Source organism: Roseovarius sp. B08, assembly GCF_051417955.1.
Classification (GTDB): Bacteria; Pseudomonadota; Alphaproteobacteria; order Rhodobacterales; family Rhodobacteraceae; genus Roseovarius.
The window spans coordinates 1297001-1320876 of the sequence record NZ_JBPRLW010000001.1 but is presented as its reverse complement, the minus strand read 5'-3'; the positions used below and the strand labels follow the sequence as shown (position 1 = coordinate 1320876).

General features: G+C 65.6%; 19 protein-coding genes, 1 tRNA gene and 2 pseudogenes. 12 read left to right on the top strand and 10 right to left on the bottom strand.

From position 1 onward, the window contains the following. Positions 1-90 precede the first annotated feature (90 nt). Positions 91-708 (top strand): ImuA family protein, encoded by a 618-nt coding sequence (locus ACSQ76_RS06685; protein WP_437155942.1) that lies wholly within the window; start codon positions 91-93, stop codon positions 706-708. 15 nt (positions 709-723) lie between these two features. Here the strand turns inward: ACSQ76_RS06685 and ACSQ76_RS06680 are convergent, their stop codons facing one another. Beyond that, positions 724-1983, bottom strand: a complete 1260-nt coding sequence (locus ACSQ76_RS06680; protein ID WP_437155941.1) for an aminotransferase class V-fold PLP-dependent enzyme — start codon at positions 1981-1983, stop codon at positions 724-726. 216 nt (positions 1984-2199) lie between these two features. Between ACSQ76_RS06680 and ACSQ76_RS06675 the strand changes: the two genes are divergently transcribed. Further along, positions 2200-3438, top strand: coding sequence for an MFS transporter (locus ACSQ76_RS06675; RefSeq protein WP_437155940.1), 1239 nt, complete (start codon positions 2200-2202; stop codon positions 3436-3438). A gap of 70 nt (positions 3439-3508) precedes the next feature. After that, entirely contained in the window at positions 3509-5221 is a 1713-nt protein-coding gene (gene metG / locus ACSQ76_RS06670; protein ID WP_437155939.1) for a methionine--tRNA ligase, read from the top strand. Between the two features lie 24 nt (positions 5222-5245). Here metG and ACSQ76_RS06665 read toward each other — a convergent pair whose 3' ends face one another. The 4 genes from ACSQ76_RS06665 to ACSQ76_RS06650 all read right to left on the bottom strand — a co-directional run bounded on the left by ACSQ76_RS06665 (position 5246) and on the right by ACSQ76_RS06650 (position 7627). Next, on the bottom strand, positions 5246-6361 hold the full coding sequence (locus ACSQ76_RS06665) for a S1C family serine protease (RefSeq protein ID WP_437155938.1): 1116 nt from the start codon (positions 6359-6361) through the stop codon (positions 5246-5248). Positions 6362-6435: 74 nt separating this feature from the next. Then, positions 6436-6521, bottom strand: a tRNA-Leu gene (locus ACSQ76_RS06660). Between the two features lie 35 nt (positions 6522-6556). After that, positions 6557-7102, bottom strand: coding sequence for a tetratricopeptide repeat protein (locus tag ACSQ76_RS06655; RefSeq protein ID WP_437155937.1), 546 nt, complete (start codon positions 7100-7102; stop codon positions 6557-6559). Positions 7103-7156: 54 nt separating this feature from the next. After that, the gene (locus tag ACSQ76_RS06650; protein ID WP_306127915.1) at positions 7157-7627 is read right to left on the bottom strand and encodes an Lrp/AsnC family transcriptional regulator; all 471 of its coding nucleotides are present in this window, start codon (positions 7625-7627) and stop codon (positions 7157-7159) included. A 124-nt stretch (positions 7628-7751) separates the two neighbouring features. Here ACSQ76_RS06650 and putA point away from each other — a divergent pair. The 3 genes and pseudogenes from putA to ACSQ76_RS06635 all read left to right on the top strand — a co-directional run bounded on the left by putA (position 7752) and on the right by ACSQ76_RS06635 (position 12545). Beyond that, positions 7752-11199: pseudogene (gene putA / locus ACSQ76_RS06645) on the top strand (bifunctional proline dehydrogenase/L-glutamate gamma-semialdehyde dehydrogenase PutA). 228 nt (positions 11200-11427) lie between these two features. Next, positions 11428-12174, top strand: a complete 747-nt coding sequence (locus ACSQ76_RS06640) for a rhomboid family intramembrane serine protease (RefSeq protein WP_437155936.1) — start codon at positions 11428-11430, stop codon at positions 12172-12174. Beyond that, positions 12171-12545, top strand: coding sequence for a GFA family protein (locus tag ACSQ76_RS06635; RefSeq protein ID WP_437155935.1), 375 nt, complete (start codon positions 12171-12173; stop codon positions 12543-12545). The genes ACSQ76_RS06640 and ACSQ76_RS06635 overlap by 4 nt, the downstream gene beginning before the upstream one ends. A gap of 6 nt (positions 12546-12551) precedes the next feature. On the opposite strand, the gene ACSQ76_RS06630 is transcribed toward ACSQ76_RS06635, so the two are convergent. Then, positions 12552-13340, bottom strand: coding sequence for an inositol monophosphatase family protein (locus tag ACSQ76_RS06630; RefSeq protein WP_437155934.1), 789 nt, complete (start codon positions 13338-13340; stop codon positions 12552-12554). Positions 13341-13489: 149 nt separating this feature from the next. Between ACSQ76_RS06630 and ACSQ76_RS06625 the strand changes: the two genes are divergently transcribed. Further along, positions 13490-14107 (top strand): HD domain-containing protein, encoded by a 618-nt coding sequence (locus tag ACSQ76_RS06625; protein ID WP_437155933.1) that lies wholly within the window; start codon positions 13490-13492, stop codon positions 14105-14107. Here the strand turns inward: ACSQ76_RS06625 and ACSQ76_RS06620 are convergent. Continuing rightward, complete coding sequence (locus ACSQ76_RS06620; RefSeq protein WP_437155932.1) at positions 14104-14841, bottom strand: hypothetical protein; 738 nt, start codon at positions 14839-14841, stop codon at positions 14104-14106. The two genes, ACSQ76_RS06625 and ACSQ76_RS06620, sit on opposite strands and share 4 nt — an antisense overlap. A gap of 287 nt (positions 14842-15128) precedes the next feature. Between ACSQ76_RS06620 and ACSQ76_RS06615 the strand changes: the two genes are divergently transcribed. From ACSQ76_RS06615 to ACSQ76_RS06605, 3 genes are all read left to right on the top strand, one after another. Further along, a complete protein-coding gene (locus ACSQ76_RS06615) occupies positions 15129-18215 on the top strand; it encodes a valine--tRNA ligase (protein ID WP_437155931.1) in 3087 nt (1028 codons plus the stop codon). 196 nt (positions 18216-18411) lie between these two features. Beyond that, on the top strand, positions 18412-19518 hold the full coding sequence (locus ACSQ76_RS06610) for a pyridoxal phosphate-dependent aminotransferase (RefSeq protein WP_437155930.1): 1107 nt from the start codon (positions 18412-18414) through the stop codon (positions 19516-19518). Between the two features lie 42 nt (positions 19519-19560). Continuing rightward, positions 19561-19740: a hypothetical protein gene (locus ACSQ76_RS06605; RefSeq protein ID WP_306127907.1), complete on the top strand. Its 180-nt coding sequence runs from the start codon at positions 19561-19563 to the stop codon at positions 19738-19740. Here the strand turns inward: ACSQ76_RS06605 and ACSQ76_RS06600 are convergent. Then, a pseudogene (locus ACSQ76_RS06600) lies at positions 19737-20932 on the bottom strand (pyridoxal-phosphate-dependent aminotransferase family protein). The gene ACSQ76_RS06605 and the pseudogene ACSQ76_RS06600 sit on opposite strands and share 4 nt — an antisense overlap. Positions 20933-21060: 128 nt before the next feature. Here ACSQ76_RS06600 and ACSQ76_RS06595 point away from each other — a divergent pair. Beyond that, entirely contained in the window at positions 21061-21744 is a 684-nt protein-coding gene (locus tag ACSQ76_RS06595) for a phosphatase domain-containing putative toxin (RefSeq protein WP_437155929.1), read from the top strand. Positions 21745-21750: 6 nt separating this feature from the next. On the opposite strand, the gene ACSQ76_RS06590 is transcribed toward ACSQ76_RS06595, so the two are convergent. Further along, a complete protein-coding gene (locus ACSQ76_RS06590; protein ID WP_437155928.1) occupies positions 21751-22425 on the bottom strand; it encodes a TIGR04283 family arsenosugar biosynthesis glycosyltransferase in 675 nt (224 codons plus the stop codon). A gap of 67 nt (positions 22426-22492) precedes the next feature. Here ACSQ76_RS06590 and ygfZ point away from each other — a divergent pair, with 67 nt between their 5' ends. Next, positions 22493-23224, top strand: coding sequence for a CAF17-like 4Fe-4S cluster assembly/insertion protein YgfZ (ygfZ, locus tag ACSQ76_RS06585; protein ID WP_437155927.1), 732 nt, complete (start codon positions 22493-22495; stop codon positions 23222-23224). Between the two features lie 45 nt (positions 23225-23269). Here ygfZ and efp read toward each other — a convergent pair whose 3' ends face one another. Beyond that, positions 23270-23833 (bottom strand): elongation factor P, encoded by a 564-nt coding sequence (efp, locus tag ACSQ76_RS06580; protein WP_306127902.1) that lies wholly within the window; start codon positions 23831-23833, stop codon positions 23270-23272. Between the last annotated feature and the right edge of the window lie 43 nt (positions 23834-23876).

The window sequence follows — 23876 nt, the reverse complement described above, 5'->3', positions numbered from 1 at the left end:
CGTCAAAGCCCCATATGTAGCGGCTCTGTCACGGGCGTCACCCCTATTTCGCGATTGAGAACAAAGAGCGAACAAATTACATTTAACGGCATGGACACCACCCTGCTCACCCGCCGCAGCAGCCACCGCACGCGCGCCTCTCTCACCGTGCTGGGCGAGATGGCCCTGACGCCCGCGCGCCTGCACGAGCTTTGCGGGCCGGCGCGGCACATGGCGGCGATGCTCGTGGCCGCCGCCACGCAAGGCTCGGTGTTCTGGATCGCCCCCGACTGGGCGGCAGACCGGCTCAACCCCGACGGCATGGTCGCTCTGGTGGGCCCCGAACGCTTCACCTTCCTGTCACCGCGCCAGCCCATCGACCTTCTGTGGTGCCTCGAGGAAGTGCTGCGCTCCGGCGCCGTGCCCCTCGCGGTGGCCGAACTGCCGGACCTGCCCAATCTCACCCAGGTCCGCCGCCTGCATCTGGCCGCGGAAACCGGCGCGGCCGAAGGCTCCGGCGCGCCGCTGGGCCTCATTCTCACCCCCGGCGAGGGCGGCGCCCCCGGCGTCGAAAGCCGCTGGCACATGGCCCCCGCCCACGCGCCCGGTCGGCTGGGCTGGACGCTCTCGCGCCGCCGCGCCCGCACCCTGCCCCCGGCGACATGGGCCGTGACCCGCGCCAGGGGCAGCTTTGCCATGGCTCCGGCCCCGTCCTCTTCCGCCCCGTGAGGCCGCAGGCGGATCTCAGCCCTCCGCACCCATCTCGCGCAGCGCGGTCAGCAGCCGCGCCACCTCGGCCTCGGTATTGTAGTGACACATCGAAATCCGGATACAGTCGCTCAACCCCAGCGGCTTCAGCACGTTGCCGCTGTAATGGTCGTCCTTGCGGATATGCGTGCGGATGCCCTGCGCGTTCAGCCGCTCCACCACCTCCGCCGAGGGCACGCCCGCGACCACCACCGACACCAGCCCCTCGCGCGCGGGGTTCTCGGCCCCTCCCAGGATGCTCACATGCTCCATGTCGCGCAGCCCGGGCAGGTTGCCGGTGCCCTTGATCATCGCGTCCGTCAGATGCGTCTCGTAGGCATGAATGGCCCGCCCCGCCGCCTCGATCCGGCGGCGGCGGTCGGTCTCGCCCGACACCTCGCCGCCCAGCCAGTCAAAATAATCCACCACGTCCGACACGGTGGCATAGGACCCCGCATCGCGCGTGCCCATCTCCCAGGCGTCTTCCGGCGACCCGATCAGCCGCTCATGCGGCATCACCGCCAGCCGGTCCGAGATCCAGCCGATCCCGAAACCGTGCCGCGAGAACACCTTGTAGGGCGAAATCGCATAGCCATCGGCCCGATAGCTGTCGATATCCAGCTGCCCATGCGCCGCGTGCTGGATACCGTCCACGATGATCACCGCCTCCGGCGCTACCGCCCGGATCGCAGCGCTGATCGCCGCCACGTCCATGCCCATCCCCGTCACCGGCGAGGCATGCACGATGGTCGCCACCGCCACGTCCGGCGTCATCCGTTCGGCATAAGCCTCCGCCGTGACCAGGCCCAGCGCGTCGTCATGCGGCACCTCGACATACTCGAGCCCCGCCACCTCGGCCCAGTGCCGCGCGGCACTGCGCGACGCGGGATGCTCGATCGACGACCCGATCACCTTGCCCCCCTCGGGCGCGTTCACACAGGCCGTCCGGATCATCCGAAACAGCAACTCGGTCCCGCTTTCGCCGGCAAGGAACTGCCCCGAGGATGCGTTCATGAACACCGCCAGATCCGCCTTGGCGCGGTCGATCACGTCCTGGATGCCCTGCCCCGCCGGGTTCGACCGCCCGGGGTTGTCAGGGATCGCGGCATAGAAACCGGATGTCTCCACCACTTTTTTCAGCGTCAGCGCCCCGCCCGCGTTCTCGAAGAAAATCCGCTCGCCCTGGAACGGGCAACTCTCCACATGGGCGAAGCGGCCCCGGATCGCGTCGATAAGCTCGGGAGTCTCGTGGATCATGACATCTCCTGTCGGGTTGGCGGGTCTTGCGCCATATGCGGGGATTCTTCCGCCGCTTACAAGACGTCAGCCGCGCAGCCGACGAACGCGGCGAAATCAGGCACTTGACCAAAGCGGTGCCCACGCCGGGGCCTTGCCCTCACATACGTCGAAAACGACGCAGTTCTGTCGAAAACGCGGCAGGACATCGCCGCGCCCGCGTGCCAAGTTGCCCCCATGCGCATGATCATCTCCTTCGCGGCCCTCTTTTTGTCGGTCATCCTGTTGCAGCTTTCCACGGGCGGCGTCGCCCCGCTCGACGCGCTGTCCGGCATCACGCTCGACTTCTCCACCCAGCAGATCGGCTTTCTCGGCTCGGCGCATTTCTTCGGCTTCTTCATCGGCTGCTGGTTCGCGCCGCGCCTGATGGGCTCGGTCGGCCATTCCCGCGCCTTCGCCGCCTTCACCGCCGCAGGCGCCATCGGCCTTCTGATGCACATGATCATCATCGACCCTCTTGCCTGGGCCCTGATGCGCGTGGCCTCGGGCCTGTGCATCGCGGGCTGCTACACGGTGGTCGAGGCATGGCTGCAAGCCAAGGTCACCAACGAGACGCGCGGCCGCACCATGGGCATCTACCGGGTGGCCGACATGGGCGCGTCGCTCGTCGCGCAAATGCTGATTTCCGTTCTGGAACCGGCCTCCTACGTCTCCTACAACCTGCTCGCCATCATCTGCTGCGCCTCGCTCCTGCCGCTGACGCTGACCACCGTGCGCCAGCCCGAAACGCCCAAGGCCCCCCGCCTGCGCCCCATGCTGGCGGTCGAATGCTCGCCCCTCGCCGCCGCCGCCGTGATCGTCGCGGCGCTCTCCAGCGCCACCTTCCGCATGGTCGGGCCACTCTATGGCCAGCAGGTCGGCCTCGCGCTCGACCAGATCGCGTGGTTCCTCGCCGCTTTCGTCCTGGGCGGTGCGCTGGCGCAATACCCCGCCGGCTGGCTCGCCGACAAGTTCGACCGCCGCCACGTGATGATCGCCCTCTCGGTCGCCGCCATCCTGTGCTGCATCGTCACCGCCCTGGCCGGGACCGTCTCGCCCAACGGTGCGATGATCGCCGCCTTCTTCTTCGGCTTCACCGCCTTTCCGATCTATTCCGTCGCCGCCGCCCACGCCAACGACTTCGCCACCTCCGAACAACGGGTCGAACTCTCCGCCGCGCTGATGTTCTTCTTCGCCCTCGGCGCCATCGCCGCTCCTTTCGTGGCCTCCGCCCTGATAGAACGCTTTGGCCCCCAGGCGATGTTCGTGATGATCGCCACAGCCCACGCCATCCTGATCGTGTTCAGCTTCGTGCGCATGCTGGCCCGGCCCAGCGCCGGCGCCCGCACCCGCTATGTCTGGTCGCCCCGCACGTCCTTCACCATCGGTCGGCTGACGCGTGGCGCGCGCGAGAACGACAAGCGCACCGACCCCTGACGCCAACCGCCTCTGGCACAGCCCGCGCCGTTGCGCTACACGGACGCCCAAAGCTCCAAGGACGTCTCGCATGGCCCGCCACCTCATCACCTCCGCCATTCCCTATATCAACGGGATCAAGCACCTCGGCAATCTCGTTGGCAGCCAGCTGCCCGCCGACCTCTATGCCCGCTACCTGCGCGGCCGCGGCCACGAGGTGCTGTTCCTCTGCGCCACCGACGAACACGGCACGCCCGCCGAACTGGCCGCCGCCAAGGCCGGCAAGCCCGTGGCCGAATACTGTGCCGAAATGTGGCAGGTGCAGGACACGCTGGGCCAGGGCTTCCGCCTCAGCTTCGATCACTTCGGCCGCTCGTCGTCCGAGCAGAACCGCAAGCTCACCCAGCATTTCGCCGGCAAGCTCTTTGAGGCCGGCCTGATCGAGGAAATCACCGAGAAACAGGTTTATTCCAACGCCGACGGCCGCTTCCTGCCCGACCGCTATATCGAGGGCACCTGCCCCAATTGCGGTTACGACAAGGCCCGTGGCGACCAGTGCGAGAACTGCACCAAACAGCTCGACCCCACCGACCTCATCGACCCGCGCAGCGCCATCTCCGGCTCTACCGATCTGGAGGTGCGCGAGACCAAGCACCTCTATCTCAAGCAAAGCCAGATGCGCGACCGCCTCAACGCCTGGATCGACGACCAGAAGGACTGGCCGATCCTCACGACCTCCATCGCGAAGAAATGGCTCAACGACGGGGACGGACTGCGGGACCGCGGCATCACCCGCGACCTCGACTGGGGTATCCCGGTCAAGCGCGGCGATGACGACTGGCCCGGGATGGAGGGCAAGGTCTTCTACGTCTGGTTCGACGCGCCCATCGAATACATCGCCTGCGGCGCCGAATGGGTCGAGGCCGGCAAGGGCGAAGACTGGGAACGCTGGTGGCGCACCGACAAGGGCGCCGATGATGTTCGCTACACCCAGTTCATGGGCAAGGACAACGTGCCCTTCCACACGCTCAGCTTCCCCGCCACGATCCTGGGCAGCGGCGAGCCGTGGAAGCTGGTGGATTACATCAAGTCCTTCAACTACCTCAACTATGACGGCGGCCAGTTCAGCACGTCGCAGGGTCGTGGCATCTTCATGGACCAGGCGCTGGAGATCCTGCCCGCCGACTACTGGCGCTGGTGGTTGCTCAGCCACGCCCCCGAAAGCTCGGACGCCGAATTCACCTGGGAAAACTTCCAGGCGAGCGTCAACAAGGACCTCGCCGACGTTCTGGGCAATTTCGTCTCCCGCGTGACCAAGTTCTGCCGCTCCAAATTCGGCGAAACCGTCCCCGACGCAGGCAGCTACGGCCCCGACGAGACCGCGCTGATCGACACGCTCACCACCCGAATCCGTGTGTATGAAAAACACATGGAAGCCATCGAGGTGCGCAAATCCGCCACCGAACTGCGCGCCATCTGGGTCGCGGGCAACGAGTACCTGCAAACCGCCGCCCCGTGGTCGACCTTCAAGGAAGACCCGGACCGCGCCGCTGCGCAGATCCGCCTCGCGCTCAATCTCATCCGTCTTTACGCGGTGATCTCGGCCCCCTTCATCCCCGACGCCTCCGCCGCGATGCTGCAAGCGATGCAGACCGACGATTGCCACTGGCCCGACGACCTGGCCCAGGCGCTCGAAAGCCTGAAGCCCGGCCATGCCTTCAGCGTTCCGGAGGTGCTCTTCGCCAAGATCACCGACGACCAGCGCGAGGACTGGGCCACGCGCTTCGCCGGGACCCGCGCCTGACCCTTTCGCGCGCTCCGCGCAGGCTCAGCCGCCCGCGGCCAGTTCGATCTCGATCTCGCGGGTTTCGCGGCCCCGTGTCAGGCTCAGTTCGACCGTCTCCCCGGGCCGGTACGCGCCAAGTGCCGCCAGAAAGTCATCGATCCCGTTCACCTTCTCGCCGCTCAGCCCGATGATGACATCACCCGGCACCAGCCGCCCGTCCCCGGCCAGTTGCGCCGGCTCCAGACCGGCCCGGGCCGCCGGCGACCCCGGCTCGACCCCCAGCACCAGAACCCCCTCGAGCCCCTGGCGCCGCGCCAGGTCATTGACCCGCGGATCAAATCGAATTCCAAGCGCCGGCGGCGCATAGTTCCCGGTTTCGATCAGTTCCGGCACCACGCGGTTGACCGTGCCCACCGGGACCGAGAAACCGATCCCCGCACTGGCCCCCGACGGGCTGTAGATCGCCGTGTTCACGCCAATGAGCCGCCCCGCACTGTCCAGAAGCGGACCGCCGGAGTTGCCGGGGTTGATCGCGGCGTCGCTCTGGATCAGCCCGGTGATCGGCCGTCCCGTGCGCGACGGCAACTCCCGGTCCAGCGCCGAAACGATCCCCCGTGTCAACGTCCAGTCCAGTCCGAAGGGGTTCCCGATCGCCAGCACTGTCTGACCCACCTGCAGATCGTCACTGCTGCCGACGGTCACGGGTGCGGGCAAGTTTCCCGCATCGATCCTCAGCACCGCCAGATCGTGCGACGGGTCGCGTCCTACCAGTTCGGCCGGAAAGCTTCGTCCGTCGGCCAGCCTGACCGTCGCGGTCGATGCCCCCTCGATCACGTGCGAATTGGTCACGACGTGGCCGCGATCGTCCCACAGGAAACCCGATCCGGTTCCGCGCGGCTGCTCGTAAACGTTGCGCGACCACGGGTCCCGCACGCGCTCGGCAGTCGAAATGAACACCACGCTGTCGCGCGCCGACTGGAACAGTTCGATCGTCGCCGTTTCCTCTGCGGCCAGGTCGCCGCGCGCCGTGATCACCCGCGGCTCGGCTTCCGGTTCGAAATAGGCCAGCCGCAGCGCCGGCATGAGCTGATAGGTGGCCACCACCAGCATCGCGGCAAGGGTGATCATGATCAGCCGGATTATGAAACGATAGGACAATTCAGGCGCGCTTTCGAACGGGACATTCCATGCTGAAGACTTGCGTCACGCGCATCAGGTTTCAAGATGATGCCTGGTACCCGCGGCCGGACTCGAACCGGCACGGCCTTTCGGCCTGGAGATTTTAAGTCTCCTGTGTCTACCATTCCACCACGCGGGCACGGCCCCCGTCGTAGCGTGACGCCTCTCTGATCATCACAACTCTTCTTCGCCCTGCTCCAGCACCGGCAAGAGGTGCCGCTCGCCCAACCACGGGTTCAGAGCCAGCGCGCGGCGCAGCGCCAGCGCCGCCTCGCCGTTGCGGCCCAAGGCGTGCAGGGTCAGCGCCTGCCCCGTCCGCGCCGCCACGTGGCGCGGCTGCAATTCCACGGCCCGTGCAAGGTCCGGCAACGCCGCCTCGAAATCCTGCCGCAGGAAATGGATGAAGGCCCGCTGGTTGTACCCTTCCGCATAGTCCGGACAATAGGCCACCAGCGCCTCCGCCGCCGTCATCGCCGCGTCATGGTCATACGCCTCGCGCCGCGCCATCGCCTCATCCAGCAACCCTTGCGCCTTGGCATCCGGCGCTTCTGCCCACAGCGCCCACATCTTGTCCGACAGCGCCCGTCCCGCCGCCTCGTCCGGTGCATCCTGCGCGGCGTCGATCAGCCGCGACAGTTCCGCCGAATGGTCAGGCGCTTCCGGACAGGTCCCGGCCCAGGCCGGGCCGGCCAGCACGCAGGCAATCACCAAAATTCTCATGGGATCAATGATGCGCCCCGACCCCCGCAAGATCAACGCGTAAATCCACCCGGTTCAAAAGACCTCCGACAGCGCGTTCTCCTTCACCGCCTCCATCGCCACGTAGGTCGAGGTTTTCGACACATGCGGCAAGGTGCTGATCTGTTCGGCCAGCACCCGGCGATAATCCTGCATGTCCTGCGTCCGGATCTTCATCAGGTAATCGAAATTCCCCGCGATCAGATGCACCTGCTCGATCTCGGGGATCAGCTTCACCGCCGCGTTGAACTCCGCCAGCGCGGTTTCCCGCGTGTCGGTCAGGCTGACCTCGACGAAACTCACGTGATCCATCCCCAGCCGGATCGGGTCCACCAGCGCCCGATAACCCGAGATCACCCCATCCCGTTCCAGCCGCCGCAGCCGCGCCTGCGTCGGCGATTTCGACAGCCCGATGCGCCCGGCAAGCTCGGTGATACTGATGCGCCCCTCCGCCACCAGCACGCGAAGAATCGCCTTGTCGAACTGATCAAGCTCGCTTGCATCCATTTGACTTGTCTCCCCGTGTGAATTACCGTCCTTTTGGCCCGCGAAACGCCACCAATCGGGAAATCAGATCAGATATTGAGTGGTACACTAGTCCAAACCGCCATCCCCCAGCAAGAGGACCGCAATGCCCTACGATTCCGACCTGCGCCGTGTGATCGACCAGACCACCTATGCCGAAGAGGCCGAAACCGTCGCCCGCCTGACAGAGCAGGCCGGGCTGTCGCAAGAGGACCGCGCGCGCATCTCGAAATCCGGCGCCGACCTCGTCCGCCGCATCCGCAACCAGTCGGATCCCGGCCTAATGGAGGTGTTCCTGGCCGAATACGGCCTCTCCACCGACGAGGGCATCGCGCTCATGTGCCTGGCCGAGGCGCTCCTGCGCGTGCCCGACGCCGACACCATCGACGCCCTGATCGAGGACAAGATCGCGCCCTCGGACTGGGGCAAGCACATGGGTCACTCCACCTCGCCGCTGGTCAACGCCTCCACCTGGGCCTTGATGCTGACCGGCAAGGTGCTGAAGGACGAGAACCCCGGCCCCGTCGGCCACCTGCGCGGCGCCATCCGCCGCCTGGGCGAGCCGATGATCCGCACCGCCGTCGGCCGCGCCATGCGCGAAATGGGCCGCCAGTTCGTGCTGGGCGAGACCATCGAGTCCGCCATGGACCGCGCCGCGAAGATGGAAAAGAAAGGCTACACCTACTCCTACGACATGCTGGGCGAGGCCGCGCGCACCGATGCCGATGCCATCCGCTATCACCTGGCCTATTCCCGCGCGATCAGCGCCATTTCCAACGCTTGCACGCACAAGGACATCCGCAAGAACCCCGGTATCTCGGTCAAGCTCTCGGCGCTCCACCCCGCGCTACGAGGTCGCGCAGCAGCATCAGGTCATGGACGTGCTCATGCCCCGCCTGCGCTCGCTCGCCATCCTCGCGAAATCCGCCCGCATGGGCCTCAACATCGACGCCGAGGAGGCCGACCGCCTGTCCCTCTCGCTCGACGTGATCGAGGCCACGCTTTCCGAGCCGTCGCTCGCCGGATGGGACGGTTTCGGCGTGGTGGTGCAGGCCTATGGCCAGCGCGCTTCCCACGTGCTCGACTACCTGCACGATCTCGCGCAAAAGCTGAACCGCCGCATCATGGTCCGCCTTGTCAAAGGCGCCTACTGGGACACCGAGATCAAGCAGGCCCAGGTCGAAGGCATCGACGGCTTCCCGGTCTTCACCTCGAAACCGGCCACCGACATTTCCTACATCGCCAACGCGCGCAAGCTCCTGTCGATGACCGATCACATCTACCCGCAATTCGCCACGCACAACGCGCACACCGTGGCCGCCATCCTCGATATGGCCAAGGAGATGGACAAGGGCACCGACACCTTCGAATTCCAGCGCCTGCACGGCATGGGCGAGGCGCTGCACAACATCGTCATGCAGGAACACGGGACCAACTGCCGCATCTACGCCCCCGTCGGCGCTCACCGCGACCTGCTGGCCTATCTGGTGCGCCGCCTTCTGGAAAACGGCGCCAACTCCAGCTTCGTGAACCAGATCGTGGACGAGGACGTGGCCCCCGAAACCGTCGCCCGCGACCCGTTCGAGGCCTATCAGGACGACCGCCCGCAACTGCCCACCGGGCCGGAACTCTTCCTGCCGGAACGCCCCAACTCCAAGGGCTTCGACCTGAAGCATCAGCCGACGCTCGACGTCATCGAAGCGGCTCGCGGCCCCTTCGCCAATGCGTCGTGGGACGCCGCGCCGCTGATCGCGGGCACAGCAGCCCCGGAAGACCCCGAAGCGGTCTCGAACCCCGCCGACCCCTCCGACAACCCCGGCACCGTCGCCACGGCCAGCAAGGCCGACATCGAGGCCGCCCTTTCCGCCGCCACCCCGTGGGACGCCCCGATCGCGGAACGCGCCAAGGTCCTCAACGCCGCCGCCGACCTCTACGAGGAAAACTTCGGCGAGATCTTCGCCATCCTCGCCCGCGAGGCCGGCAAGACCCCGATGGACGCCGTGGCCGAACTGCGCGAGGCGGTGGATTTCCTGCGCTACTACGCCGCCAACGCGCCGCAGGACCCGCCCGTGGGCACATTCACCTGCATCAGCCCGTGGAACTTCCCGCTGGCCATCTTCACCGGCCAGATCAGCGCCGCGCTCGCCGCCGGCAACGCCGTACTTGCCAAGCCCGCGGAACAAACCCCGCTGATCGCCCATTACGCCATCTCGCTGATGCATAAGGCCGGCGTGCCGAACACGGCGGTGCAACTCCTGCCCGGCGCGGGCGACGTCGGTGCGGCGCTCACCTCCGACCCGCGCGTCGGCGGCGTGGCTTTCACCGGCTCCACCGAAACCGCGCTCAAGATCCGCGCCACCATGGCCGAAAACCTCGCCCCCGGCGCGCCGCTCATCGCCGAAACCGGCGGGCTCAACGCCATGATCGTCGATTCCACCGCCCTGCCCGAACAGGCCGTGCAGGCCATCGTCGAGTCCGCCTTCCAGTCGGCGGGCCAACGCTGCTCCGCCCTGCGCTGCCTCTACGTGCAGGAAGACGTGGCGACAGGCTTCACCGAAATGCTCACCGGCGCGATGGACGCGCTTTCCATGGGCAAACCGTGGTCGCTCTCCACCGACGTCGGCCCGGTCATCGACGAAGAGGCCCGCCAGGGGATCGCCGCCCATATCGAACAGGCCCGCGCCGACGGTCGCCTGATCCACGAGATCCCTTCGCCCAACTCTGGCTGCTTCATCGCACCCACGCTCATCAAGGTGAACGGGATCGAGGACATGCAGCGCGAAATCTTCGGCCCGGTCCTGCACATGGCCACCTTCAAGTCGCGCGACCTCGACCGCGTGATCGACGCCATCAACGGCACCGGCTATGGCCTGACCTTCGGCCTGATGACCCGCATCGACGACCGCGTCCAGCACGTGACCGAGGCGGTGCATGCCGGCAACATCTACGTCAACCGCAACCAGATCGGCGCCATCGTGGGCAGCCAACCCTTTGGCGGCGAAGGACTTTCCGGCACCGGCCCCAAGGCGGGCGGCCCCAACTACCTCGCCCGATACACGTCCCGCCCCGCCGAGCACACCCATGCCACTTGGAACAGCACGATGGACGCCAAGGCGGTGCAATCCGCGCTCGACAAGTCCGCCAAGACCCACACGCCCCAGCCGGTCGAGGCCATCGTCCTGCCCGGCCCCACCGGCGAGTCCAACCGCCTCACGGCCCATGCCCGCGCGCCGCTCCTCTGCCTCGGCCCCACCAGGGACATGGCCGAAGCCCAGGCCAAGGCGGTCGAGGCCCTGGGCGGCCGCGCCCTGCGCACCACCGGCCATGTCGAGCCGGACGCGCTCACCACGCTCTCGGGCTTTTCCGGCGCGCTCTGGTGGGGCGATACTGACACGGCCCGCGCCTACGCATCGGCGCTCAGCCAGCGCAATGGCCCGATCCTGCCGCTGATCACCGGCCTGCCGGACACCGGCCACGTCATGGGCGAACGCCATGTCTGCGTCGACACCACGGCGGCAGGCGGCAACGCGGCCCTGCTGGGTGGCGTCGCCTGAGCCACAGCCGGCACCCCGGTTTTTTCTTGCCAAGAATACTCACATCCCGCCGCCCGCCACCGGGCGCGGGGTCTGAGCCATGGCACAGACCCCGCCACCCCGCCCATTTTCTGCGCAGAAAATGGCCTGGAAAATACGCATTTTCCAAAACAGAGTTTGCGCAAATTCTGCCCGCCCTACCCCACGCGCGCGCTTGACTGTCTCGCGGCGCGCGGCCACTTTGCGCCCATGATCCCGATACGCGACCATAACCCCTCGGGGCGCGCCCCCTTCGTCACCTACGGGCTGATGGCGCTCAACATCGGCATTTTCCTAAGCTATTTTCCTGGTCTCTCGGGCGATCCCCGGGCGCTGATGATGTTCTATTACGACTGGGCCATGGTCCCGGCGCTGGTCACGACCGAAGGCACTTACAGCACACTCCTGACGTCGACCTTCCTGCACGGCGGCTGGATGCACCTTGCCGGCAACATGCTCTTTCTGTGGATCTTCGGCGACAACATGGAAGAGGAGTTCGGGCATGTCGGCTACCTGATCTTCTACCTCGCCTGCGGACTTGCCGCCAGCGGGGCGCAGCTCGTCTCGGCCCCGCTCGGCCAGGTGCCCACCGTCGGTGCCTCGGGGGCCATCGCCGGCGTGATGGGCGGCTATCTGCTCCTGTTCCCCAAGGCCAAGATCGACATCTTCATCTTTCTCGTCTTCATCATCCGCATCATCTCGGTCCCCGCCTGGATCATGCTGGGACTGTGGTTTTTCTTCCAGCTTTTCGGCGGCGCTGGCAGCAGCGCCGACGATGGCGGCGTGGCCTACTGGGCCCATGCGGGCGGTTTCATCGCCGGGCTCGTCCTCACGCTGCCGCTCTTCCTGCGCCGGGGCGGTCCGGCCTATTGGGACCGCACCGAAGGCCACCCGCCCCACCCCGAGGCGAAATACAAGCTCAGCCGCAGCAACATCCCGAAGGTCACCCGCAAATGACCCTGCACAAGGCCAGCTGCCATTGCGGCGCGGTGCGCTTCACGGTCGATATCGACGGCCCCATCGAAGGCGCGATGCGCTGCACCTGTTCCTTCTGCCGCCGCCGCGCCGCGCCCAATATCAGCGTGCCGCTCGACCGCCTGACGATCACAGACGGCGCCGACAACCTGACGCTCTACACCTGGGGCACCGGCACGGCACAGCACTATTTCTGCAAGACCTGCGGGATCTACACCCACCACCAGCGCCGCTCGGACCCCAATGAATACGGCGTGAACCTGGGCTGCATCGACGGCCAGAACCCCGCCGAGCACGAGCCGATTCCGTGGAACGACGGCGTCAACCATCCCTCCGACGCAAAACCGGCCTGAGCCGCCTTACGCGTTGCGAATGATTCCGGCGAACTTGTCGAAAATCGCCTCGTTGGCGCACACCACGTCGCCCCGCTCCAGCAACTCGGCGCCCGGCGTCAGCGGCTCGACGAACCCGCCCGCCTCTTTCACGATGATCACGCCCGCGGCGATGTCCCAGGCGTTCAGCCTGCGCTCCCAGAACCCTTCGTAGCGGCCCGCCGCCACATAGGCCATGTCCAGCGCCGCCGACCCCCAGCGCCGCACGCCGGCACAGGTCGGCATCAGCCGCGCCAGGTCCTGCAAGGTCGCGGGCAGGTCGCCGCGCCCGCCAAAGGGCACGCCGGTTGCAAAAATCGACTCGATCAGCTTGCTGCGCCCCGACACCCGCAGGCGCTTTTCATTGATGAACGCCCCCTCGCCCTTCTCGGCCAGAAACATCTCGTCCTTGGCGGCGTCGAAAATCACGCCCGCCACGACCTGCCCCTTGTGCTCCAGCGCGATCGAAACACACCAATGCGGCAGCCCGTGCAGGAAATTCGTCGTCCCGTCCAGCGGGTCCACGATCCAGCGCCGGGTGGGGTCCTTGCCCTCTTCCTCGCCACCTTCCTCCGCCAGCCAGCCATAGGTCGGCCGCGCGCCCATCAGCTCTTCCTTCAGGATTGCCTCGGCGGCGATGTCGGCGCGGCTGACGAAATCGCCCGCGCCCTTCATGCTGACCTGCAGGTTCTCGACCTCGCGGAAATCCTTGACCAGCGACCGCCCCGCCTTGCGCGCGGCTTTCAGCATGATGTTGAGATTGGCACTGCCGGGCATGTCGGGGGCTCCTTTGAGGGTCAGGCCGCGCGTATACGCGGGCCGGCCCCAGCCTGCAAGAGGCCGCAAACGCCACCGCGCCGACACCCCCTTTCCACTCGTGTGCCGTGCCCCTAGCATGGCGTCAAACGAACAGGGGAGCCCGCATCATGGACAAGGTCAGCTTCACCCAGATGAAGGACGGCACGAAGGAAGATTACGAATTCCTCAACGACCACGAGATCGACCACACGAAACACACCGCCAAGCGCCTGATGAAGGCGCTGGTGGAACTGGACGAAAGCCTGTCGGGCTACCAGATCACGCGCCTCGGGCATTCCCTGCAATCGGCCACCCGCGCCTGGCGGGACGGCGCGGATACAGACTGGGTCGTCGGCGCGCTTCTGCATGATATCGGGGATATCTACGCGCCCTACAATCACGACGAATACGCCGCCACGATCCTGAAACCCTTCGTGCGCGAACAGGTCACCTGGTGCGTCGCCACCCATGGCGATTTCCAGATGCTCTATTACGGCCACCACCTCGACGGCGCCGACCCCAACAAGCGCGACCGCCACGCGGGCCATGCCTATTTCGACGACTGCGCCGAATTCTGCGAACGCTGGGACCAGGCCTCGTTCGACCCCGGCTACGACACCCTGCCGCTGGAGTTCTTCGCGCCCATGGTCGAGGAGGTCTTCGCCCGCACACCCTATGACCCGCAGGTGATCCGCCCCGGCGCGCGCGAACCGCTGGTGAACGGCGACGTCGCCGCGACGCGCTAGGGCAGGTCCGCCGACCGGACGCCAACATCGCCGGCCCACCACGACCGCTTCGGGCCGTGGTACACGGTCAGCGTCGCGCCCGGTCCGTACCCGTCGAGCCTGCCAGCACGATACTTCAGGCTCTTGGCTTCTCGCCCCGCGTCATCGCGCCAGACCAGCCGGTACCAATTGCCTTCTTTCCGGGTCTGAATCCTGTCCACGCGCAGAACAGTGCCCTTGCCTTTGCGCCCATGCTGACGCCCAAGGTACCCAGCAACGGCCTTGCGCCCGGAAAACCAGAGAATCCCAAGCCAGAGCACGCCCATCAGCAACGCAAACCACTGCGCCATCCGCCCCTTGTTCCGAAAGCTGTCCGGCACCAGCTCGACCGTCTCCGGCTCTGACGGCAGGTACCACAGGTCCAGGGTTTCACGCGCGCTTGCCCTCTCATAAAGGTCGCGCCCCACCTTCTCGGACACGGCGACCCCGCCCCCATTCTCGGTCGCAAAGCGCAGGTCCAAATGATAGTCGGTAACTGTCCGGCCATCGCGCCGCCGCTCCGAGGTATAGGCGCGTTCCACCTGCGCCACGGTCTTGATGCCTTCCGTCGCAAATCGGTGGGCGGTGATAAGCTGGCTATAGGACACCGCCGTCATCACGATCACGATGACCATCCCAAGCAGGAAATCCTTGCCGCCGATCCGAAAAAACAGGCGCATAACGCCCGGGGACTGGTTTACGATCGGATGTATCATGCAGTCCACCTGCACTTTGCGCTGCGTACCCTTGCCAACTCTTGCATGCGGGATTTATCGCTGACCATACCGGCCCTGAAAAGGGAAAAGCGCGTCGTATTCTCCCCTCGATGCTGACCAATTGCGTGATTGTTTCCAATGTTCGTTTCAAATCCACCTGCTATCCTTGGCTTGCCTCCCCTCGCTCACCGCGCCGCACTCCAAGAAAATAGCGCCCGCATCTTTCCCTTGCCCCGCGCTTTCGGTATTCGACCCAAGACCTTATTTCCAAGCACGGGACCTGCATCATGGCGATGGAAAAGACCTTCAACGCAGCCGAGGCCGAACCGCGCCTCTCGACCGCCTGGGAAGAGAGCGGCGCCTTCAAGGCCGGCGCCAATGCCAGGCCCAGGGCCGAGACCTTTTCCATCATGATCCCGCCCCCCAACGTGACGGGCAGCCTGCACATGGGCCACGCCTTCAACAACACGTTGCAGGACATCCTGATCCGCTGGCACCGGATGCGCGGCTTCGACACGCTCTGGCAGCCCGGCACCGACCACGCCGGCATCGCCACGCAAATGGTGACCGAGCGCGACATGGCCGCCAATGGCGAGCCCACCCGCACCGAGATGGGTCGCGAAGACTTCGAGAAACGCGTCTGGGAACAGAAGATCAAGTCCCGCGGGACCATCATCGGGCAACTCAAGCGCCTCGGCGCTTCCTGCGACTGGTCGCGCGAGGCGTTCACCATGTCCGGCGCCCCCTCGGCCCCCGAGGGCGAGGAGGGCAATTTCCACGACGCCGTCATCAAGGTCTTCGTGGATATGTATAGGAAGGGCCTGATCTATCGCGGCAAGCGGCTGGTCAACTGGGACCCGCATTTCGAGACCGCCATTTCCGATCTCGAGGTCGAGAACACCGAGGTCGCCGGCCACATGTGGCACTTCAAGTACCCGCTGGCGGGCGGGGCCACCTACACCTATGTCGAGCGCGACGAGGACGGAAACGTTACCCTCGAAGAAGAGCGCGACTATATCTCCATCGCCACCACGCGCCCCGAGACCATGCTGGGCGATGGCGCCGTCGCGGTTCACCCGTCGGATGAACGCTACGCGTCAATCGTCGGTAAACTCTGCGAAATTCCGGTCGGGCCGAAAGAGCATCGTCGCCTGATTCCGATCATCACCGACGAGTATCCAGACCCGGATTTCGGCTCGGGCGCGGTCAAGATCACCGGTGCGCATGACTTCAACGACTACGCCGTGGCCCAGCGCGGCGGCATCCCGATGTACCGCCTGATGGATACCAAAGGCGCCATGCGCGACGACGGCGCCCCCTATGCCAGGATGGCCGAGGTCGCCATGGCGGTGGCCAAGGGCGAGCGCACCCTGACCGAGACCGAGGCCGACACGATCAACCTCGTCCCCGACGACCTGCGCGGGCTGGATCGCTTCGAGGCCCGTGAAAAGGTCGTCCAGCAGATCACCGAAGAGGGTCTGGCGGTCAATGTTGAAAATGATCAAGGCGAGCTGGTCCCGCTTGTGGAAAACAAGCCGATCATGCAGCCTTTTGGCGACCGCTCGAAGGTCGTGATCGAGCCGATGCTGACAGATCAGTGGTTCGTGGCGACCGACAAGATCGTCGGCCCCGCCATCGAGGCGGTCAAATCCGGCGAGGTCACCATCCTGCCGGAACAGGATCGCAAGGTCTATTTCAACTGGCTGGAAAACATCGAGCCGTGGTGCATCTCGCGCCAGCTCTGGTGGGGGCACCAGATTCCGGTCTGGTACGGGTTCGACCTGACCGCGCCGGACTTTCGCGATGCCGAAGGCGACGGGGCCCTCGATCTCGTTGAAATGCTTGAGGTTCTCAACGAAAGCCACTTCGCGCCCCTGATGGAATGCGGCCATGACTTCGAGACCACCGCACAAGCCTTCGCGGCACAGCTCACCGACCTGCCCACGCCCCTGCAATCCATGACCGTGGTCGAGGCGAAGGACCGCGAGGATGCCCTGCACAAGCTCGCGTCCAGCCTTGCCGACTACACCGCCAGCCAGGACCCCACGCATCTCGTCTACCCGGTCTGGCGCGACCCCGATGTGCTCGACACCTGGTTCTCGTCCGGTCTCTGGCCCATCGGCACGCTGGGCTGGCCCGAAAAGACGCCTGAGCTGGAAAAATACTTTCCCACCAGCGTGTTGGTCACCGGCTTTGACATCATCTTCTTCTGGGTCGCCCGGATGATGATGATGCAATACGCCGTCGTGGGCGAAAAGCCGTTCTCGGATGTCTACGTCCACGCGCTGGTGCGCGACGAGAAGGGCAAGAAGATGTCCAAATCCCTGGGCAACGTCCTGGACCCGCTGGAACTGATCGACGAATACGGCGCCGACGCCGTCCGCTTCACCCTGACGGCCATGGCCGCTATGGGCCGCGACCTGAAGTTGTCGCCGCAACGCATTGCAGGATATAGGAATTTTGGCACCAAACTCTGGAACGCCGCCCGTTTCGCCGAAATGAACGAGGCGGTCGGCAGCACCGGCGCCATTCCGCAACCGAAACAGACCGTAAACCGTTGGATTCTCGGCGAAACCGCCAAGACCAAGGCCATCGTCGATTCCGCGCTGGCGCAGTATCGCTTCAACGATGCCGCCAACACGCTCTACGCCTTCGTCTGGGGCACGGTCTGCGACTGGTATGTCGAGTTCTCCAAGCCACTCCTGCTCGACGGCACTGGCGAGGTGAAGCGTGAGACACAGGACACAATGGCCTGGGTCATCGACCAGTGCCTGATCCTTCTGCACCCCATCATGCCCTTCATCACCGAAGAGCTCTGGGGCACGCTGGCCAGCCGCGACGGGATGTTGATCCACGCCGACTGGCCCGCCTACGGCGAGGAACTGATCGACGCCGAGGCGGATGCCGAGATGAACTGGGTCATCGCCCTCATCGATTCCGTACGCTCGGCCCGTGCGCAGGTCCACGTTCCGGTGGGCCTCTACACCCCGCTCCTCGTCACCGAGTTCTCGAAATCCGCGCGCCTTGCGTGGGACAACAATTCCACGATGATCAAGCGCCTCGCCCGGATCGAAAACCTCGAAGTGGTCGACAGCTTCCCCAAGGGCTGCATCACCATCCCCGCCGAGGGCGCCAGCTTCGGCCTGCCCCTGGCAGACGTCATTGACGTGGCCGAGGAAAAGGCGCGGCTGGAAAAAACCCTCGGCAAGCTGGAAAAGGAACTGGGCGGCCTGCGCGGCCGGCTGAACAACCCCAAATTCGTCGAAAGCGCCCCCGAAGAGGTGGTCGAGGAAGCCCGCGAGAACCTCGCCGCCCGCGAAGAGGAAGAGACCAAGCTGCGCGCCGCCCTCGACCGGCTCGCCGAACTGGGCTGACCCCGCGCTTTCACTGTTCCTGAAATACTCATAACGCCACGTCCGCCACGGGCGTGGCGTTAACCTTTCCGGGTGCCGTAAAATCGCACCGACGCGATACCACCCAGATACCGACGGGATACCGACACGCGTTCTGACCGTTAACCTCTCTACCCTTCGCCTTGCACCCGGCCCGGCTTTGACGTTACCTCTCCGCATGACCGGCCCACGCTATACCGATATCGTCCGCGCCCTGCCCGCCTCCGTGCCGTTCGTCGGCCCCGAGGTGCGCGAGCGCGAAACAGGCAAAGCTTTTGCCGCCCGCCTCGGCGCAAACGAGAACGTCTTCGGCCCCTCGGCCAAGGCCATCGCGGCCATGCAGGAGGCGGTCACGGACATCTGGAAATACAGCGACGCCACCAGCCACGATCTGCGCCACGCCCTGGCCGCGCATTTCGACATCGCCCCGGAAAATATCGTTGTGGGCGAAGGGATTGACGGCCTTCTGGGCTATCTTGTGCGCCTGCTGATCGCCCCCGGCGATACCGTCGTCACCTCGGACGGGGCCTATCCCACCTTCAACTACCACGTGGCGGGCTTCGGCGGCGCCCTGCACAAGGTGCCTTACAAGGACGACCACGAGGATCCGTCCGCGCTCTTAACCAAAGCGAAAGAGGTTGGCGCCAAACTCGTCTACCTCGCCAATCCCGACAACCCCATGGGCACCTGGCATGACGGGGCAACAATTCGCGCCGCGCTTGACGATCTGCCCGAGGGATGCCTTCTCATGCTCGACGAGGCCTATATCGAGTTCGCCCCCGACGGCACCGCGCCGGAGATACACATAGATGACCCGCGCGTCATCCGAATGCGCACCTTTTCAAAGGCTTACGGCATCGCGGGCGCCCGCATCGCCTATGCGATGGGCGCGCCTGACCTGATCCGGAGCTTTGACAAGATCCGCAACCATTTCGGCGTCAACCGCGTCGCCCAGGCCGGCGCCCTGGCCGCCTTGCAGGACGAGGCGTGGCTGACAAAAGCGATCACCCGGATGGCCGAGGCCCGCGACCGCATCGCCGAAATCGCCGCCGCCAACGGCCTGCACAGCCTGCCCTCGGCGGCCAATTTCGTCGCTGTCGACTGCGGTCGCGATGGCGATTTCGCCCGCACGGTCCTGAACGAACTGATCGAACGCGACCTCTTCGTGCGCATGCCGGGCGTGGCCCCGCTCAACCGCTGCATCCGCATCAGCTGTGGCCGCCCGCAGGATCTCGACCTGCTGGAACGGGCTTTGCCCGAGGCGCTCGCCACAGCGCGCGCGTAAAATTTAACTGACAGCACCGAATCCGGCACTAAAATCGGGGGCATGAAACGTGGTCAGATGCCCGCCGCACCGAACTACACCAATGCCGCACTGGTCATGGGGCTGGTCAATTTGCTTTGGATTTTCATGGCCTTGTGGATGATGTTCGGCCTGCCCGTGGTCATGGCCGTGGGCTATGGGCTGAACCTGCTGATCACCCGATTCAGCCGCTCGAGCGCCTAGACCCCTGCCAGAACCCGCGCCGCCTGCTGCACCGCACCATCGCCATGCGCGATATTCAGCGCAGTCAGCCCCGCCTCGACAGCCCCCAGAACGCCCAGCAGCGCGTGACCGTTCAAATGCCCCATATGCCCGATCCGGAAATAGCCGGTGCTCCGCGGGTCGTCCTCGGTCTGCATGCCAAGCCCGATGCCCAGCGTCACCCCCATATGCGCCTCGACCCACTGGCGCAGCTCTTCGCCCAAGGGCTTGCCGATCGCCACGGATGTCACGGCCCGGCTGCGGTGCCCCGCCTTCGCGATATTCAGCCGCAGCGGCCCCGCCGCCCCCACACCTCGCACGCGGCCCAGACCGCGCGGGCCAGCCGTTCGTGCCGCGCCCAGACCGCCTCGAGCCCCTCTTCACCAAGCATATCAAGGGCTTCGCGCAGGCCGTAGAGGTGATGCGTCGGCGCCGTACCGCCGAAATACTGATAGAACATCTCCGGCTCGCTGCGCGGGCTCCAATCCCAATAGCGGCTCACACGCGGCATTCCGCGCCGCCGCTCGTCCGCCTTGTCGTTGAAAAAGACAAAGCCCAGGCCAGGCGGCGTCATCAGCCCCTTCTGGCTGCCCGCGACCATCACATCGACACCCCAGGCGTCCATCTCGAAGGGGTCGCAAGCCAGCGAGGCAATGCAATCGGCCGCCAAGAGCGCGGGATGGCCCACCGCGTCCATCGCCGCACGCACCGCCGCCACATCGTTCAGAACGGACGAGGACGTGTCCACATGCGTGACCAGCACCGCCTTGGTATCATGCGATTTATCGGCGCGCAGCGCCTCCTCGACGGCTTGGCAGTCAACCCGCGCCTGCCGCCCGAAATCCAGCAGCTGCACCTCCAGCCCCCGCGCCTCGGCCACCTCGGCCCAGCCGTGGCCGAACCGCCCCGTGGCCAGCACCAGCACCCGCTCACCCGGCTGCACCGTGTTGGCCAGGCTCGCCTCCCACGCCGCATGTCCGTTGCCGATATAGATCGCCGCATGGCCCTTGGTCCGCGCAACATCGCACAGGTCCGCCACCAGGTCCGGCATCATGTCCACCAGCTCGCCCGCATAGATATTCGGCGAGGCACGGTTCATCGCCCGCAGCACCCGGTCGGGCATGACCGAAGGGCCGGGAATGGCCAGGTAGGGGCGTCCGCCGGCACCACTCATCACGTGTCTCCACTTCCAGAATTGCGTGCAACTTAGCCGCATCCCCGCCGCCGTCAATCGCCCTTCCTTGCCATGGGCGCGGCCTGCCCCTACATGGGGGCGTCACCGGCAGACGGCGAAGGGCCTACATGAAATTCATCAAGCGGATCACGGACTGGGAACGCGCCTTGCGCGCCTCCTACAACACCGACCTGTCGACACCGGAAAACCGCCGCCGGGCGCGGATCTACAACCTGTGGTTCGACCACGAGATCCTGCGCGGTGTCTGGACCAACTTCTTTCAGATCGCGCCGGGCGTTTACCGCTCCAACCACCCGACGATGAAACGATTTACGAAGATGAAGGAAAAGGGCATCAACACGGTGCTGAACCTGCGCGGCGAATTCCCGTCGGCGCATTACTTCACCGAGGTCGAAACCTGCGCCGCGCTGGGAATGAACCTCGTCAGCATCAGCCTGCAGGCCCGCCATGCCCCGCCCGCCGAAGACCTCTTGGCGCTGATCGACACGTTCCGCACGCTGGAAAAACCCTTCGTCATGCACTGCAAATCCGGCGCCGACCGCGCCGGGCTCGCCTCGGCCATCTACCTTCTGGTGATCGAAGGCGCGCCGCTCGCGGTGGCCCGCCGCCAACTTGGCCTGCGCTACCTGCATGTCCGGCGCTCCAAGACCGGCACGCTCGATCATATCTTCGACGTGTACGAGGCCCGCAATGCCCAAGATCCCATCTCCTTCGAGGATTGGCTGAAGACCGAATACGACCACCTCGCCCTGCAAGCCGATTACCAGGCGACCTACAAACCCTGGTTCTGAGCGCGTTCAGTAGCGGCGCGCCAGGTCCTCGGGCCTGGCCCCGCCCAGGTAGCGCAGCAAAAGCCACAGGTTCCGCCCACCCCGGCGCAGCCAGCCGTCGCGCCTGTAGCGGTCGGCGCTCGTCGTTACCGCCGCGGGCAAGAGCGTGATCCGCCGCCCCAGCGCGCGCGCCAGCGCCACGTCCTCCATCAGCGGCACGTCAGGATAGCCCCCGGCGGCATCGTAATCGGACCGCGACAGCAGCAGCCCCTGGTCCCCATAAGGCAGCCCGAACACCTTGCTACGCAGGTTGGCCCAGCCCGCTACGATGACCGGCGCCAGCCCCCTGGAGTCAAAGGACAGTCGGAACGCCGCCGCGCCCTGCCCTTGCGCGATGTGCGCCTTCACGACCTCCGGCCAGCCCTGTGGCAGCACCGTGTCGGCGTGCAGCATCAACAGCCACTCGCCCCGCGCCACGGATACGCCGCGCCGCAATTGCCCTCCCCGTGACGCGGCCCCGGTGACCAGCACCGCGCCCGCAGCCTCGGCGATCTGCCCGGTCGCGTCCTCCGATCCTCCGTCCGAGATCACCAGTTCCCGGATCAGGCCCGCCTCCAGCCCCTCGGCCAGCGCAGGCAGCGACCGCGCCAGCCCGGCTTCGGCATTCAATGTCGGCATCACCACGGAAAGTTTCGCCCGCATCGCTGCAAACCCTGTCATTTCACCGCCGGTTTCATATATGACGGCCAAAGCAATGACGAGGCCCCCGATGACCCGCAAGATCCTTCAGATCACCGGCGCCGATGCCCGCTCCTTTCTCCAGGGGCTGGTCACCAATGATATCGCGAAACTGGACCACGGGCTGGTCTACGCCGCCATGCTGACACCGCAGGGCAAGTACCTCGCCGATTTCCTGCTGGTGCCCTGGGACGGCGCGATCCTGCTCGATGTGGACGAAAGCCTTGCCGACGGGCTTCTGCAACGGCTCAACATGTACAAGCTGCGCGCCGATGTGCAGATCACGCTCACAGATCTCGCGGTCTGGCGCGGCACCGGCGACCGTCCCGAAGGCGCCTTTGCCGATCCCCGCCACACGGCTCTGGGCTGGCGCCTCTACGGCGCCGAGGCGGGCGATGACGGCAGCGATTTCGAGGCGATCCGGGTGGCCCACTGCATCCCCCGCGCGACGGTCGAGTTGACCCCCGACACGTTCATCCTCGAAGCCGGGTTCGAGCGGCTGAACGGCGTCGATTTCCGCAAGGGGTGTTTCGTCGGGCAGGAAGTGACCGCGCGCATGAAACACAAGACCGAACTGCGCAAGGGTCTGACCACGGTCGCGCTCGCCGGCGACGCTCCGATCGGCACACCGATCACCGCGGACGGCAAGACTGTCGGCACGCTCTTCACCCAGTCCGGCGGGCGCGCCATTGCCTATCTGCGGTTTGATCGGGCGAAAGGCGCGATGCAGGCCGCGTCCGCGACCGTCACCCTGCCCGAGTGACGCGACGTCTCGACGCAGCGGGCCCGTGTGGCGCGCGCCCGGGGGTCAGGCGCGTTCGGCGTATTCCATCGTCTCGGTGTTCACGATGATCTCTTCATCCTGGCCCACGAAGGGCGGCACCATGACCTTCACGCCGTTGTCCAGAATCGCGGGCTTGAAGCTGTTGGCAGCCGTCTGACCCTTGACCACCGGCTCGGTCTCGACCACGCGGCAATTCACCTTCTGAGGCAAGGTCGCGTTCAGTGCTTCACTTTCATAAAATTCGACGGTGATCGTCATGCCGTCCTGCAGGAAGGGCCGGCGCTCGCCCAGCAGATCCGCCGGCAGTTCGATCTGCTCGTAAGTCTCTGAATCCATGAAGACAAGCATGCCGTCAGTTTCGTAAAGGAACTGCTGATCCTTCTGCTCCAGCCGGACGCGCTCGACTTTGTCGGCGCTTCTAAACCGTTCATTAAGCTTTGATCCGTTACGAAGGTTGCGCAACTCCACCTGGGCGAATGCGCCGCCTTTGCCGGGCTTCACATGATCCACTTTGACGGCACTCCAAAGGCCGTCATTGTGCTCGAGGACGTTACCGGGACGAATTTCGTTTCCGTTGATTTTGGGCATTGAGGCGAAACCATGACAAGAGGTTGATCAGTGTTACGCCAAC

Coding starts and splice junctions, on each gene's coding strand:
- ACSQ76_RS06685 (WP_437155942.1), top strand. CDS start 91: ATGGACACCACCCTGCTCACCCGCCGCAGCAGCCACCGCACGCGCGCC.
- ACSQ76_RS06680 (WP_437155941.1), bottom strand. CDS start 1,983: ATGATCCACGAGACTCCCGAGCTTATCGACGCGATCCGGGGCCGCTTC.
- ACSQ76_RS06675 (WP_437155940.1), top strand. CDS start 2,200: ATGCGCATGATCATCTCCTTCGCGGCCCTCTTTTTGTCGGTCATCCTG.
- metG (WP_437155939.1), top strand. CDS start 3,509: ATGGCCCGCCACCTCATCACCTCCGCCATTCCCTATATCAACGGGATC.
- ACSQ76_RS06655 (WP_437155937.1), bottom strand. CDS start 7,102: ATGAGAATTTTGGTGATTGCCTGCGTGCTGGCCGGCCCGGCCTGGGCC.
- ACSQ76_RS06650 (WP_306127915.1), bottom strand. CDS start 7,627: ATGGATGCAAGCGAGCTTGATCAGTTCGACAAGGCGATTCTTCGCGTG.
- ACSQ76_RS06640 (WP_437155936.1), top strand. CDS start 11,428: ATGATCCCGATACGCGACCATAACCCCTCGGGGCGCGCCCCCTTCGTC.
- ACSQ76_RS06635 (WP_437155935.1), top strand. CDS start 12,171: ATGACCCTGCACAAGGCCAGCTGCCATTGCGGCGCGGTGCGCTTCACG.
- ACSQ76_RS06630 (WP_437155934.1), bottom strand. CDS start 13,340: ATGCCCGGCAGTGCCAATCTCAACATCATGCTGAAAGCCGCGCGCAAG.
- ACSQ76_RS06625 (WP_437155933.1), top strand. CDS start 13,490: ATGGACAAGGTCAGCTTCACCCAGATGAAGGACGGCACGAAGGAAGAT.
- ACSQ76_RS06620 (WP_437155932.1), bottom strand. CDS start 14,841: ATGATACATCCGATCGTAAACCAGTCCCCGGGCGTTATGCGCCTGTTT.
- ACSQ76_RS06615 (WP_437155931.1), top strand. CDS start 15,129: ATGGCGATGGAAAAGACCTTCAACGCAGCCGAGGCCGAACCGCGCCTC.
- ACSQ76_RS06610 (WP_437155930.1), top strand. CDS start 18,412: ATGACCGGCCCACGCTATACCGATATCGTCCGCGCCCTGCCCGCCTCC.
- ACSQ76_RS06605 (WP_306127907.1), top strand. CDS start 19,561: ATGAAACGTGGTCAGATGCCCGCCGCACCGAACTACACCAATGCCGCA.
- ACSQ76_RS06595 (WP_437155929.1), top strand. CDS start 21,061: ATGAAATTCATCAAGCGGATCACGGACTGGGAACGCGCCTTGCGCGCC.
- ACSQ76_RS06590 (WP_437155928.1), bottom strand. CDS start 22,425: ATGCGGGCGAAACTTTCCGTGGTGATGCCGACATTGAATGCCGAAGCC.
- ygfZ (WP_437155927.1), top strand. CDS start 22,493: ATGACCCGCAAGATCCTTCAGATCACCGGCGCCGATGCCCGCTCCTTT.
- efp (WP_306127902.1), bottom strand. CDS start 23,833: ATGCCCAAAATCAACGGAAACGAAATTCGTCCCGGTAACGTCCTCGAG.